The following is a 13,135-nucleotide window of genomic DNA, read 5'->3' as shown; positions in this document are numbered from 1 at the left end:
TCAAATTGATTTCCTTTTAAAAAATCTGCAATAAAGTTTCCTATAAGTATTTCCTCTGACTTACCCGATAAAAATGTATGTGCTAAAAAGTTCAAAATAAAGTGTTTAAAGTTTGCTAATAAGTATATGCTTGTTCTATGTTATAAACTTGAATATAGTAGCAAGGGTTGTAGCGTACCCCATATTTAGAGGATAAACGCACTTAAAACACCAACGCTACCCGGTCGAATACTTCAGACAACAAGGCTTGGTTTTTTAAACTAAAAGCATTGCCCCATAAAGTGATTTTTTCTAACTGAGGCAAACTATTCAACTCAAGTGGTAATTGACTAAGTTGGTTGTGATGCAAGTGCAACACCCTCAAGCTGTTGAGTTGGGCAATGCTTGCTGGCAAGTTGGTCAAATGATTAAAGCAAAGCGTGAGCTCTTCGAGTTGCCGAAAAGCCCCTAAAAATATTGGTAAAGTGGCCAACTTGTTATAGTGTAACAATAATACCTTGCGTTGGTTTAATTGTTCGAGTGTTTCTGGTAACCCCACCAACTGATTAAACGCCAGATTGAGATGCTCTAGTTGGCTTAGGAATTGTTCAAAAATAAATTTACACTCTGAGAGGTGATTTTTCGCCTTGATACTTCGTTATTTTTAGCCTTTGGCAGAGCTCGGCACAGCGTAGCTGTAGCCATCGGTTTTTGCCCGTAGCGCTGCTATGGGCGCAAAAAATAGCCTCGTCTCAAAACAAAACCTCTACCTCAAGAATAGCAATTTAATTTCTCACCATTCCTAAGTGTGGTGAAAGCTGGCGGCAAAACAGCCAATCCTAACCTGCTTAGGTCTAAAGTCTTGCTTTGGGCAAAATGCTGTACCAAACCATAATTCGTAAAAAAATACAAACTCCCTTCAGGGTTATTTTTTAGTTTTTGAACAATGACAGGTGGCATTCCACAACCTTTGATCAACTCACAGGCAAGGGCTATATTTGTTTCATCGCCACTGTCAAACAACCGTGTAATTTTTTGATGTGTTTCTAAGTCTTGTTGCCTCATCTGTTTATTATATTTTGCAAGTACCCCCACCTCTTACGCAAAGTAACAATGATTTGTTGTATACAACAAAATGCTCTCATAAGCTGGGGCAAATAATCACGCTAAAATATAAGCTACTTCAACCTCAACCAATTATGTATAATTAACCGCTTTTTTTATACTTCAAAACACTCACAAGTTTGCCAGAAAGTAAGCCTTGATAATCAGTAAACTGTTGTGTCTCCCCCTTCATTACTAAGGGTATGCTTAAAGCTTATCATAAAAACTCCCTTGAACAACTGTTCTAAAAATACGCTAAAAAAAAATTCTTATACTCATTATTGGCTACCAATTAAAGTGTAACTTGTTGGCAAAAATGCCTATGCAACTAAAACACGAACAGAAACAATGCCCTCGGTGTGGAGCAGGGTTTGAATGCAAAGTAGGTGATGTAGTCAATTGCCAATGCTATGAAGTACAAGTACAAGCTCGAACCAATGAGTTTCTCGCCAACGCTTACTATGACTGCCTTTGTAAAAACTGCCTTGCCGAAATTGACAAGATGCTCACTTTTGCCCAAAGCCACCCCCTGCCCCAGCAAGGCGAAGTATTGGTAGAGGGACTACATTATTATAAAAAAAACAACCAGGTAGTGTATACCGAGCTGTACCACTTGCAACAGGGGCAGTGCTGCCACCAACCCAATTGTATGCATTGTGCTTATGGTTTCAGAGCCATTGAAACCAAAAGTGGTTAAGGTAGGTAGGATAAAATCAATCGTCCACAGCAATGACAGGGTTCCAGGAACTGGGCGCTAGGTGCATCCTGCTTAACTCCATACAAATGCTCAAACAAATAGAAGCAAGGTAGTTAAACTACTGATAATCAACACTTTATTTTACATAAAATTACAACAGAGTATTGAAAATAAAACAGCGCATATATTCAAGCCACCTAAATTGAGGTGAATCTACTATATTTGTCTGCGAAACTAGAGTATAAAACTACATGAAGGAGTTTAACATTTGCTCAGTAAATACTGAGGTGTTGAAAGAAATACAACATAAAATAGACTTTAAAACCAAGCCAGTAGGCGCCTTGGGGCAACTAGAAGACACTGCCCGTCAAATAGCTGCTATTCAAAACACCCTCGAACCTCAACTGCAAAAACCACATGTATTGGTGTTTGCCGCTGACCATGGCATAGCCAACGAAGGGGTAAGCAAATACCCACAAGAAGTGACCTATCAGATGGTGCTCAACTTTTTGTCGGGTGGGGCTGCCATCAACGTGTTTTGTCAGCAACACGGCATAGCACTCAAAGTAATAGATGCTGGAGTAAAAGGGCAGTTTGAAGCACACCCCCAATTGCTTGACCAAAAAATAGCCGAAGGTACCGAAAGTTTTTTAGCAAGCCCTGCCATGACCCTGGAACAGTGTGTACAAGCGATCAGCCAAGGGGCAAAGGTAGTGACTGAAGTACACCAAACTGGTTGCAATGTAATAGGCTTTGGTGAAATGGGCATTGGCAACACTACACCAGCCGCAGCATTGATGCACGTCATTACCAAAATTGACCTAGAGGTATGTGTGGGCAAAGGTACCGGACTTGACAACGAAGGAATACAGAAAAAGCTTCATATTTTGCAGGAAGCACTTGAGCACCACGCCGACCATCTCGAAGATGTAGATACTACCTACGAGGCAGGAGCAGCTCATTTTTTGTGGGTATTGAGCACCTTTGGGGGCTTTGAAATAGCTCAAATGGTAGGGGCATTTTTGCAGGCTGCCGAACACAAAATGGTCGTGATGGTAGATGGTTTCATTGCTTCGTCGGCATTATTGGTAGCACAGGCATTGCACCCTCAAGTGCTAGAGTATTGTGTGTTTTGTCATCAGTCAGACGAACAGGGGCACGCCAAAATGCTTGAGTTTATGAAGGCTACTCCCTTGCTCAACCTACAAATGCGTCTGGGCGAAGGCACTGGGTGTGCAGTGGCTTATCCCCTGCTGCAGTCTGCCGTACAGTTTGTCAGTCAAATGGCGTCGTTTGAGAGTGCAGGTGTAAGCCAGAGTTAGCGAAAGGGCTAAAAGAAAAAAGCGACAGGTTTTTGCTATTCAACAAATACTTGTCGCTTAATACTTATGTCCTACTTCCTTACAATTTTTAGTTTTTCTTTAAAAGAAATGATCTCGCCACTTTCTCCTTGAGATTTAATGATAAAATCAACGTCTTTCTTCACCGTATATTCTTTGAGCAACTTTTTGGGGTATTCATGGTTTCGGAGGTCGTCAATGATCTGAGAAACCACATTGGCTTCCTCAAAGTTTTCTTCCATCAATATTTCGTCGCGGTATTGCTCAAATAACTCAGGGGTAAACTCCTGATAGCTTGATCCTCGTTTGAATAACCGTGCCAAAATAACAATGATAATAGCCACCAATACGATACCCAGTATAAAACCGACGCCAATACCAATGCCTTGTAATAAATAACTCATAGTGAAATAGTGTGTTTTAAAAACGTGCTTTAATAATATTGCTGATTGTAAACCTCCAACTACTTTTGGTTAACTACAACGTTTAATGTGTACCCCTGGTTGTATACAGCCTACCCACCTATAAAAACCTGAATGTAGACAAGTGCTTTTCGGCAAATTTGCTACCAGAAAAGGTAGCGCTGACAAAACGTCTTGTGTATGTGATAAGTCTAATTTACTACCACCTCAGATACTCTCTGCAAAGCATCTATACGTACCCGCAATGTTCTGCCCAAACTGCCATTGTTGCCTTTGCACTGGCTGCCTGCATCTATAAAATAGACATAAAAACGTTGATTTCTGCGATACAACTCATTTTTATCCGGACGACCCAGCAATTGCATAAGTTGCCCCGCTTCTACTTTGACCAGTTTATCTTTGTTTTTTTCCAATGCGGGTAATAAAGCTGCCCGGTAATTTTTACAGGCATTGGGGTCACCTTTCCATTTTTTGGCATCAAAACCCTCTATCTCAGGAGCCGATTTGCAACTAAATAAGACATTTATCAACCCTAAAAATAGTACATAGTAAATCGCTTTTCTCATAAATGCAAAAATAACGAATATATATGATTGAACAGCAGGGTTTCTTTATAAAACCCACTTTTGCCCCACCTCACACACAAGTCAAGTGCAAATGGTTTTTGGGTAGTCTCACTGTTTTTGAGCGGAGCTCAGTTTTTTCGCCCAAAAACTCCCGGCTTAAGTAACCCTTTGTCAGGCAGGTTGTTCAAATTTGACTCATAAATATGTGGTAAGTGCGAAATATCCCTTCTGCCAATTTTATAAATCGCTCACAATCAACGAGCTATAAAGTCCTGTAAAAGCTTTTAGAGCAAGGTGTAAAACCCAAATTTTATACCTGCCAGGTAGGGTGTTCAGCATTAAAAAAAATGCCCCACGTTTTTGAAGGACTAAGGGAAGTCTTTTTTTGCTATACTATTAAGGTACACATTTTTCTTGTTGTCTCCTTAAAAACAACTTTTTCCAGCTAAAATACGGACAAATACCTGACAGGTATGGAATAAGCCGAATGTAGTGGTTTTTATAGATTTTGAATGTTTTCTTGGGGAAGAAATTCACTAACTGACCTTTCGCAGTACGTATTTTTGTTTTTAAGCAAAAAAATACAGTATAGGACTAAGGTTGCGTCAGCTGGATTCAGCCTTAGTTTGTTGCCGTTAAGAATCTGTGAAACGAAGCCGTAAAAACAGATCACTGTTTGAGCCACAGGCGAGTTTGAGCTGTTTCGGCGTAGTGCAACAGATTTAGGCGAAACAAATTACAGCTGCGGGGTTTTTGATTACTTTTTTACCTGTAGAAAAAAGTAATGGCTCACAGATACTCGAATCATTGCTTTTTATGAGCATATTTTGCTGAGTGGTATTTTTTCACAGAAAACAAATTTTTGACCTGCGAAAGGTCAGTCACTAATTTTGAACAGCCTAACTGAAAGGCATACACTAGTGCATCAGGGACTAAGTTACTCACATATTATTTAATCCCTAATGCACTAGCCTAACTTGTCGCTTAAAGCTTAAGAGCATACCCATTTTTTTTGACTAATGCCCACCCTCAACGCTTGCACCTGGACACTGCAATGCATAGTTTTGCGCATATATGGCTTTATTTATATTCGACTTATCCTCTTCGCTCCAGCTCAGCTGGCTTTCGTGGGTACTTGCTGGGCTTGCTGGCTTTATCATAGGTGTGTCTAAAGCAGGTATCAAAGGCATTTCTATTATGGTAGTTACCCTTATGGCAATGGTTTTTGGGGGCAAAGCATCTACTGGCATTATACTGCCTTTGCTGTTGGTAGGCGACGTGTTTGCCGTTATCTACTACCACCGCTACACCGAATGGCATCACCTTAAGCGTTTGTTGCCCGCCATGATGCTGGGCGTAGTGGTAGGTGCCTGGGTAGGCAAAGATTTACCCGAAAGGGTATTCAAGCAAATGATGGCAGCCATTATACTTGCCACTGTAGCCATGATGTATTGGTGGGATCGGCAAAAAAACAAACAAGTACCCGATCATTGGTGGTTTGCCATCATGATGGGGCTCATGGCTGGCTTTACTACTATGATAGGCAACCTTGCCGGGGCATTTACCAACTTGTTTTTTCTGGCCATGCGTTTACCCAAAAATAATTTTATAGGCACGGCTGCCTGGCTATTTTTACTTATCAACCTGTTCAAGCTACCTTTTCATATTTTTGCCTGGCAAACCATCAACTTAGATACTGCAAGCCTTGATGTGCGTTTGGTACCCCTGGTTTTGCTGGGCTTGTTGACAGGGGTACGCCTGGTCAGAAAAATAAACGAACGCTATTACCGTAAACTTATTCTTATACTCACTGGCATAGGCGCCATTGTGATACTATTGAAGTAGGCAAGCTTATCAAACGACCACCTCGTTTAGCAATTGCCCAAAATAAGCAGGAGCCAAACGCAACCGACTACCATACCACGAAAAAAGCTCTCCATCTACCAACAGGACTTTAGCCTGAGGGCAAATCTGTTTAAACTCTTCCAGGTGTTTTTGCTTAAAAGGGTAAGGTTCAGACGATAACAAAATAATATCGGGCGATTGTGCCGCCAGTTGTTCAGGGTTTACCACTGGATAACGGGGCTGGTGAGCAAATACATTTTGCCAACCACAGTGTTTTATCATTTCGTCGATAAAATTTTGGCTGCCAGCCACCATATAGGGCTTGCGCCAAATAAAGTAAGCAACCTTGGCAGAAAATGCCTGATCGGGCAGTACAAATGCCTCAAATTGGTCTTTTATCTGTTGTATGAGCACCTGAGCCCGTGGGCTGGTCTGGGTGATTTCGCTCAATTGCTGCATCATCTGCAAAGCATCATTCAGGGTAAAGATGTCGCTCATCCATACCGGGTATTTTTTTGCCAAGGTGTCAATGCCTTCCTGGTAGTTTTCTTCTTTGTTGCCAATGATCAGGTCGGGCTTGAGTGCCTCTATGCGGTCAAAGTGAAAGTTTTTGGTACCTCCTATGTGGGTTTTAGCAGCACATAAAGCCTTGGGATGCACGCAAAACTTAGTGATGCCTACTATTTGGTCTTGCAACCCTAAGTCAAACAAAAGTTCGGTTTGCGAGGGCACCAAAGACACAATGCGCTGAGGCGAGTCAGCAATGGTTACCTTACGTTGCATTTGATCAGTAAATACAGGCATAATTATAAGAGTTGTTGAACGGCAAAGGTATAATATACTTAAACAAAAATGGTTTTGAGGATAGATTTTGACTAATTGTCTGAATACCAACATTAATCAACCGAAGCTACAGCTTGCTGTGCTGAGTTCTGCTTCAGCTAATCCTGTAAATCCTAAAACCGAGTCTATTTATAAATCCCGATTCATCGGGGCAGCTTGCTGTGACGAGCTCACCGCAGGTAATCACTTTAATCCTAGTATATTGGACATAAAAAAAGCACACCCTGAATACAGAGTATGCCTCGATACATTTTCCCAATTGAACGGGTGAGTGTTTATTTTTTTCCTGCTTTTGAGCCAAATACGAAACGGTACGCACCAATTGCTAAAACGGCGGCAACTGCTATAAACAGAATATTGCGTAGCATTCCAGCAAGGAACTTAAACGCAACCAAACCGACTACAATTAGTACTACAAAAAAAACAAGTTTTGTTGTTTTATTCATGTCTTATATAGATTTTGTTTCTGCGAATGATATAATAAATAAACGAAAATTTAACGTTTTGTGCAAGTTTTACCTTGATTCTCGTAATATGCATAACGAGTATTATGTAATGCAAGTTACATTTTTATACCTAGTATTCAAAGAATTTAGGCAATTTAATCAATAAGGTGAGGTAGATTTGCCACTCCAAAAAACGGCATTTTGCCTGAAATTTCATTACTTTATCTCCCAGTTATTATTTTATACATCAACTTATACGTTTTTTAGCGTGACTAAGAGCTTTATTTTTTCTATAAACTTTGCCCAAGTGCTAAAACAACAAGCAATGAAAAGACCTCTACCTGGATATTTTACTGTTTTATTACTCATTCTTTTTATAGGATTTGAGAGCCATGCCCAAATCAAGATAAACACGCCCAAAACCAAAAAAGCCAACTTCGATGTAGCCACTGTTACGCTCACACTGACAGCAAAAGACGCTGAAAACCCCCAAAAGTCTTTACGCCCCCGGGTACAGGTGCTCAACGACTCTACCAAGCAAGTATTGAGTGAATTTCCGGGTAGTTTTACAAAAGACCAGCTCAGCCTAAACCTGCCTATTTATAAAAAGTACCAAATTAAGCTTAGCCTTGCCGACTATGCCGATACTACCCTTGTTTATGACCTTACAGGCAAAAAGGTTAACTATAAAGACAACCAGCAGGTATTGATGCGCCCCCAAAGAGTGGCTTTTGGGCTAAAAGTAAGCGATGTAGAAACAGGAAACGATGTGCCAGTAAATGTAGTACTGAACAACAAAAACCGAAATGAGCAAATTACGCTGAACAACAAAGACCGAAACAAAGATGGTGTATACAAGGTAGGTATCCGCGAGAAAGACGATTACGATGTAGAGATAAAAGATGGCAATAACCTGGCGATTTATAAAGGAAAAATCAACAAAAGTAAAGGAACCAATTTATTGATAACCGCCCAAAAAGTGCAAGGTTATAATATATATACAGTACGCCAATTTAAAGATAAGGCAAGCCTAAAAGATGCTAGCTTGCTGGCAGTAAAGGGGGGAAAGACGGTGTCGTTGAATGTGCAAGATTTAGAAACAGATGAAAATATAAAAGCAGGGGCTATTTTTACCAACAAAAACCGCAATGAACAAATTATTATCCATCCAACAACGGGTTCGGGCAGGGCTATTCAGGTGAAACTACGTGAAGGCGATGAATACGATATGGAAGTGAACGCCTCGAAAAACTACTTTTTCCATACCCAAACAATAAAAGTTCAGCCGAAGGGTGCTTCAAAAAATGTAATGGTAAAATTGACCAAGTTAAAAACCGGGGCTAAAATTGCCCTGAACGATATTTATTTTGACTTTAACTCGGCAGCACTCAAAGACTCTTCTTTTATAGAGCTCAACCGGGTAGTAAAAATGCTGCAGACTAATCCAAAGGTAAAGTTGAGCATAGAAGCCCACACCGATAATGTAGGAAGTAAGGCAAAAAACCTGAAACTGTCGAACCGACGCGCCAAAAGTGTGGCAGACTATCTCAAAGAAAAGAAAATTGACCAAAACAGATTGGTCACCAAGGGGTTTGGCGAAGACCGCCCTCTGGTGCCCAATACCAGCAAAAAGAACAAGGCTAAAAACCGACGGGTAGAGTTGCGGGTAATTCGCTCGACACAATAGACCCACAAATACAGTAGTATCACGAAAAGTCGTGACTTAAAACAAACAATATTAAACCATTTGCTAAGGGGTATTTTATGATAAAACTTCTAATAAGGTCAGTAATGATTGTGGGGCTTTTTGCTGGCATAGCCAACGCCCAGATAGATTTCCAACAGCTCAATCCGGTATTGCAAAAAGACAGCAACCGTATTATGATTGGCTATAGCATAGTAGAAACCAACGCCAAACTGGGTGACTATCTGGCTACTTATAACATTCAGCTGACGTATACTCAAGATGGTGGTGCTACTTTTATAGGGCCTCTTACCCAAGTAAAAGGTGATGTAGGCAATGAGTTGATTGCCGGAAAAGACCAAAAAATATATTGGTATTACCTGGCCGAAGGCAATGGGTTTGACGGGCAAAACGTAGAGTTTAAGGTAGACGCTTCGTATGAACCTTTTTTGGGTGGTCCAATCAATGCCTTGCGTTCAGCGTTGTTGCCGGGTTGGGGCAATGTGTATGTAAAGAAACCCCGTAAAAAATGGAAATGGCGCTGGATACTTACTGCAGCAGGTACTTATGGGCTTATTGCAGGTAGTTTGTATTTAAAGCAGTTGTCGAACAACAACTACCAAAAATACCTGGAAGCAACCACCTTAAGCGAAACCCAGGATTTGTATAAGCGAGCCAATCGGCAAAACCTGCTTGCTACTACAGCAGCGGTGTTGGCGGCGGGTTTGTGGGCTTACGACATAGTAAAAGTGGCCATAAGAGGAGGACATAACAAAAGACGAAAGAAAAGAATTATCAGACGAAACCTGCAAAGAAGGCAACAAAAGGTGATCAGCCTAGGGTATAACCCCGTACTTAACTCTTCTTCCATAGGTTTTTTGTGGAAGTTTTAAACAATGGTTTGATGGTGACGCCAGGATAAGTAATTACGAATTAGCTAAAATCTTGGCATGTTTTCGGTTACAAATGTAGGAGGGGCGATTCCCTTGCCGGAGCATAATAGCCATCTGCAATTTGTCGGGATCGGGATGCTTGCTTTAATAAGAAACCAACTACACTTTTAATTTTGATTTGGCACTTACAATGACAAAAACTGGACTTTATATGTTTTTTTGCCTGATGGCACTTTCTGCCTGTGACCTGGTGCAACTGGAACGAAAAAGCTTTGTGGCTACCGGAACCACCGATAGCCTGGACTATACCAAGGCCACCATTACAGGTACGTTACGCGATGTAAGCAACCGCAATAGTAGTAGGGTAAAGCAACACGGGCATTGCTGGGACACCATCATCAACCCTGTAGTAGGAGAAGGTAAACAGTTTACCGAACTGGGCGAAAAACGCAAAGCGAGCAATTATACCAGTAGCCTTGCCCCGCTCCAACCTGGCACTACTTATTTTGTGAGGGGGTATACTTATGACAACGAAAACGGCTTTATTTATGGAGAAAACTATAAGTTTACCGTCCCCAGAGTCACTACTTTTATAGTGATTGTAAAAGACACCAGTGCTCAAGCAATAGGTAAACTAGATCTTGTACCTACAAATACCGTTATAGAGCACGGGCACTGTTGGTCAATCAACGAAAACCCCACCATTGCTGACAGCGTTACAAAGTTGGGAGCCAAATCTGACAGCCTTGATTTTATAAGTAATATGGGTTACTTAAACAGGGAAACCGAATATAATGTACGTACATACATTATTACACAAAAAGACACCTTGTATGGACAGAATGGCTCGTTTATCACTCTCCCCGAAAAATAACTGGTAAACAACAATTCGTTGGTGCCACCTTGTCTTGTCATATAAAACGTATATAGGATGGCACAACTTTAGCGGGAGTAAATGTTTTTAATCCATCTATTATTAAAATAACAGGCATAATAAATTATGAAAAGGTTTTTCATTTTAGGGGTGTTTTCTCTGATATTTGGCAGTGCGGCTTTACAGAAAACTTACGCCAATAATGATCCTGCTTACTCTATCAATTACCCCATTGCAAAACAAATTATTCAAACTGTATCGAAAAAACTCAACACAAGTATTACTACCCTCAAACAAAGACTGGTGGCTTATAAAAACACTTTTTTTGCCAAAGAAAAACTTGAAAAAGATACCCTGATCAAACAACTCCATGCTTTGCGCGATAAGTATTACCAGTACAGAGTGTGGTTGGTTGCCCGAAAAATGGAAGGAAAAAACATTTACCATAACTACGGCTACAATGGCAAAAATGACGAAAGCAACACTTGTGTAAACGGATGGTGCCAGGTAATGGCAGGCACTGGGGTAGGCAATTTGCGTGAGCTGGCTTATGGCAAAGTACACCTGCTGAAAAAAACCCTGGAAATAGAAAAACAAAAGCTACAGGCAAAAACACCAGGCAAGAAAGTAAAAGCCAACCTTTCGCAAAAAATCCCTCAATATATCAATGTAGAGCGCTTAGTAAGCAAAACCAATGATTTGGGTTTTATTCCTATAGATGTAGACCTTGCCAAACGAGGCGATATGCTGGTGCAGTATTATTGGAAACAACGCCAGGAATTTGTTTTTGCCCCTCAACACGTGAGCATATTAGACTATGTGCTCGACTACAAAAACGGTATATACGAAATAAGAGATTGGCACGAAGGCATCAAAGGGCAACCTTATATTTACCGAAATGGCTATAATATGGAATCGAGTTTTAATAACCTGCTCACTTATAACAACATGTATTTTGGTTATACTGGTCAGCGGGGGCAAGAACGCAACTTGATAAGTAAAAACAAAAACATATACCAGGCTTTTGGCTACTTTGGCAACCAAACAGAAAAAGCCCGAATGATTGTGCTGAGGATAGACATTAGCCGTGCCCGTCTTGTTGTTTATAAAAAAGTATTTGAAGTATTGCTGGCATCGGTAGAATAGTTACCTGATGTTACGCAGTAAGTTCTAAGTCTGCTTATTTATATTGTTCTATGGCTTTATTGTTTGATAGTTACGCGATGCGTTGCATCACTAATGTAGCAATATAACCGTATCACAGTAGAAATTAAAACGACAAAGTAAATCTGCGTAATTTGAGTAATTACTTGTTTTTTTTAGGAGTGTTCATTCGCCTGTAGTTTGTCACAAAACCAAATGACTGGCAAGCGCCATTTTTTGAACACTCCCTTTGTACTCATTGACCACTGATCAATGGTTATCTAAAACTCCAACACTTCAAACTCTACCCTACGGTTTCTTATCCTCCCCTTTAGGGTGTTGTTATCGGCAATAGGTTGGCTTGCACCAAATCCTTTTACTTTGACTCGGTGGCGGGCAATGCCCTTGTTTGCCAGGTAGTTGCGTACACTACGTGCCCGATGCTGCGACAAAAGCTGGTTGCGGGTAGCCCCTCCCTGGTTGTCGGTATGCCCATTGAGCTGAACCACCATTTTTGGGTATTCGTTTAAAGTACGTACCAGGCGGTCAAGCTCGTCGAACGAAGTGCTTTCTATTTTGGAACTCGATACCCCAAAAAATAAATTATTCAACAAAATCTTCACCCCCTTTTCTATAGGTGTCACAAACAAATCTACCTTTATTTCTTTGTAGTTTTTAAGTCCAGTAAGGTCTATGTTTTCACTAATGGGGTAATACCCTTTTTTGGTAGCAAAATATCCATACTTATGCCTGGCGGGTAGTGTTACTTCATAGTTGCCGTTTTTTGGGTCAGACGATGACACCCCTACCTCGATATTTTTGGCAAGGTGGCGGTAAGAAATAGCGGTGCCTATAGGCTTTTTTGTTTTGGCATCAAGCACTCTTCCGGTGATCAATACTACAGGGGTTGGTCGCAACTTTTCGTGCAGTTTTACCCTAAAAATTTCTCGGTTTCGACGACGGCTTTCGCGGTGAAAATAAGCATATTCGCCCGAAGCGGGCAAATACAAACCACTTTCGCTCTCTTGAGTGTTGATGGAGGGTCCCAGGTTTAGCGGGGTAGACCATTTCTGCCAGCTATCGTCAAGTCGACGACTCAAGTACAAATCACTGCCTCCAAAACCCGGATGGCCCACAGACGCAAAATAAAGGGTGACATTGTCGGGTGCCAAAAAAGCTATAGACTCAATAGCTTTGGTATTGATGGTGGCTCCCAAAGACTTAGGTTCACTCCAGGAACCATCGAGTGCTTTAAACAAGACAAAAATATCTCCCTTGCGCGAAATCAGCATTGTCTGA

At 41.0% G+C, this 13,135-nt stretch carries 15 protein-coding genes; 7 read left to right on the top strand and 8 right to left on the bottom strand.

Going from position 1 to position 13,135, the window contains the following annotated elements:
* The 3 genes from M23134_RS42860 to M23134_RS25745 all read right to left on the bottom strand — a co-directional run.
* On the bottom strand, window positions 1-95 hold a 95-nt coding region (locus M23134_RS42860; protein WP_002701212.1), incomplete at its 3' end, for an ACP phosphodiesterase.
* Between the two features lie 107 nt (window positions 96-202).
* On the bottom strand, window positions 203-538 hold the full coding sequence (locus M23134_RS25750) for a leucine-rich repeat domain-containing protein (RefSeq protein WP_157558649.1): 336 nt from the start codon (window positions 536-538) through the stop codon (window positions 203-205).
* A 212-nt stretch (window positions 539-750) separates the two neighbouring features.
* On the bottom strand, window positions 751-1,044 hold the full coding sequence (locus tag M23134_RS25745; protein WP_002701209.1) for a hypothetical protein: 294 nt from the start codon (window positions 1,042-1,044) through the stop codon (window positions 751-753).
* A gap of 361 nt (window positions 1,045-1,405) precedes the next feature.
* Here M23134_RS25745 and M23134_RS25740 point away from each other — a divergent pair, with 361 nt between their 5' ends.
* Together M23134_RS25740 and cobT are read left to right on the top strand one after the other, a co-directional pair.
* Window positions 1,406-1,780, top strand: a complete 375-nt coding sequence (locus tag M23134_RS25740; RefSeq protein WP_198145091.1) for a cysteine-rich CWC family protein — start codon at window positions 1,406-1,408, stop codon at window positions 1,778-1,780.
* A 251-nt stretch (window positions 1,781-2,031) separates the two neighbouring features.
* Window positions 2,032-3,102 (top strand): nicotinate-nucleotide--dimethylbenzimidazole phosphoribosyltransferase, encoded by a 1,071-nt coding sequence (cobT, locus tag M23134_RS25735; RefSeq protein WP_002701206.1) that lies wholly within the window; start codon window positions 2,032-2,034, stop codon window positions 3,100-3,102.
* 71 nt (window positions 3,103-3,173) lie between these two features.
* Here the strand turns inward: cobT and M23134_RS25730 are convergent, their stop codons facing one another.
* Window positions 3,174-3,524, bottom strand: coding sequence for a hypothetical protein (locus tag M23134_RS25730; protein WP_002701204.1), 351 nt, complete (start codon window positions 3,522-3,524; stop codon window positions 3,174-3,176).
* A gap of 209 nt (window positions 3,525-3,733) precedes the next feature.
* Window positions 3,734-4,108 (bottom strand): hypothetical protein, encoded by a 375-nt coding sequence (locus M23134_RS25725; protein WP_002701203.1) that lies wholly within the window; start codon window positions 4,106-4,108, stop codon window positions 3,734-3,736.
* Between the two features lie 1,074 nt (window positions 4,109-5,182).
* On the opposite strand from M23134_RS25725, the gene M23134_RS25720 reads away from it, so the two are divergent.
* Window positions 5,183-5,953 (top strand): sulfite exporter TauE/SafE family protein, encoded by a 771-nt coding sequence (locus tag M23134_RS25720; RefSeq protein WP_002701198.1) that lies wholly within the window; start codon window positions 5,183-5,185, stop codon window positions 5,951-5,953.
* 9 nt (window positions 5,954-5,962) lie between these two features.
* On the opposite strand, the gene M23134_RS25715 is transcribed toward M23134_RS25720, so the two are convergent.
* Both M23134_RS25715 and M23134_RS41365 read right to left on the bottom strand, forming a co-directional pair.
* A complete protein-coding gene (locus M23134_RS25715) occupies window positions 5,963-6,757 on the bottom strand; it encodes an ABC transporter substrate-binding protein (RefSeq protein ID WP_002701196.1) in 795 nt (264 codons plus the stop codon).
* A gap of 314 nt (window positions 6,758-7,071) precedes the next feature.
* Complete coding sequence (locus M23134_RS41365) at window positions 7,072-7,242, bottom strand: hypothetical protein (protein ID WP_002701194.1); 171 nt, start codon at window positions 7,240-7,242, stop codon at window positions 7,072-7,074.
* 325 nt (window positions 7,243-7,567) lie between these two features.
* On the opposite strand from M23134_RS41365, the gene M23134_RS38900 reads away from it, so the two are divergent.
* From M23134_RS38900 to M23134_RS25695, 4 genes are all read left to right on the top strand, one after another.
* Window positions 7,568-8,929 (top strand): OmpA family protein, encoded by a 1,362-nt coding sequence (locus M23134_RS38900; RefSeq protein ID WP_053337389.1) that lies wholly within the window; start codon window positions 7,568-7,570, stop codon window positions 8,927-8,929.
* A 77-nt stretch (window positions 8,930-9,006) separates the two neighbouring features.
* Window positions 9,007-9,819: a DUF5683 domain-containing protein gene (locus tag M23134_RS25705; protein ID WP_157558648.1), complete on the top strand. Its 813-nt coding sequence runs from the start codon at window positions 9,007-9,009 to the stop codon at window positions 9,817-9,819.
* Window positions 9,820-10,009: 190 nt separating this feature from the next.
* Window positions 10,010-10,693, top strand: a complete 684-nt coding sequence (locus M23134_RS25700; protein WP_157558647.1) for a hypothetical protein — start codon at window positions 10,010-10,012, stop codon at window positions 10,691-10,693.
* A 126-nt stretch (window positions 10,694-10,819) separates the two neighbouring features.
* A complete protein-coding gene (locus M23134_RS25695) occupies window positions 10,820-11,839 on the top strand; it encodes a hypothetical protein (RefSeq protein ID WP_002701186.1) in 1,020 nt (339 codons plus the stop codon).
* 278 nt (window positions 11,840-12,117) lie between these two features.
* On the opposite strand, the gene M23134_RS25690 is transcribed toward M23134_RS25695, so the two are convergent.
* Window positions 12,118-13,128 carry an OmpA family protein gene (locus tag M23134_RS25690; RefSeq protein WP_002701184.1) on the bottom strand — a complete coding sequence of 337 codons (1,011 nt, stop codon included), beginning with the start codon at window positions 13,126-13,128 and terminating at the stop codon, window positions 12,118-12,120.
* Window positions 13,129-13,135: the final 7 nt, after the last annotated feature.

Source organism: Microscilla marina ATCC 23134 (genome assembly GCF_000169175.1).
Lineage (GTDB): Bacteria > Bacteroidota > Bacteroidia > Cytophagales > Microscillaceae > Microscilla > Microscilla marina.
This window is presented reverse-complemented; position numbering and strand designations above follow the sequence as displayed.

Excerpts from the sequence above, each read along its gene's own strand:
- M23134_RS25745 (WP_002701209.1), bottom strand. The coding sequence starts at position 1,044 with ATGAGGCAACAAGACTTAGAAACACATCAAAAAATTACACGGTTGTTT.
- M23134_RS25740 (WP_198145091.1), top strand. The coding sequence starts at position 1,406 with ATGCAACTAAAACACGAACAGAAACAATGCCCTCGGTGTGGAGCAGGG.
- cobT (WP_002701206.1), top strand. The coding sequence starts at position 2,032 with ATGAAGGAGTTTAACATTTGCTCAGTAAATACTGAGGTGTTGAAAGAA.
- M23134_RS25730 (WP_002701204.1), bottom strand. The coding sequence starts at position 3,524 with ATGAGTTATTTATTACAAGGCATTGGTATTGGCGTCGGTTTTATACTG.
- M23134_RS25725 (WP_002701203.1), bottom strand. The coding sequence starts at position 4,108 with ATGAGAAAAGCGATTTACTATGTACTATTTTTAGGGTTGATAAATGTC.
- M23134_RS25720 (WP_002701198.1), top strand. The coding sequence starts at position 5,183 with ATGGCTTTATTTATATTCGACTTATCCTCTTCGCTCCAGCTCAGCTGG.
- M23134_RS25715 (WP_002701196.1), bottom strand. The coding sequence starts at position 6,757 with ATGCCTGTATTTACTGATCAAATGCAACGTAAGGTAACCATTGCTGAC.
- M23134_RS41365 (WP_002701194.1), bottom strand. The coding sequence starts at position 7,242 with ATGAATAAAACAACAAAACTTGTTTTTTTTGTAGTACTAATTGTAGTC.
- M23134_RS38900 (WP_053337389.1), top strand. The coding sequence starts at position 7,568 with ATGAAAAGACCTCTACCTGGATATTTTACTGTTTTATTACTCATTCTT.
- M23134_RS25705 (WP_157558648.1), top strand. The coding sequence starts at position 9,007 with ATGATAAAACTTCTAATAAGGTCAGTAATGATTGTGGGGCTTTTTGCT.
- M23134_RS25700 (WP_157558647.1), top strand. The coding sequence starts at position 10,010 with ATGACAAAAACTGGACTTTATATGTTTTTTTGCCTGATGGCACTTTCT.
- M23134_RS25695 (WP_002701186.1), top strand. The coding sequence starts at position 10,820 with ATGAAAAGGTTTTTCATTTTAGGGGTGTTTTCTCTGATATTTGGCAGT.
- M23134_RS25690 (WP_002701184.1), bottom strand. The coding sequence starts at position 13,128 with ATGCTGATTTCGCGCAAGGGAGATATTTTTGTCTTGTTTAAAGCACTC.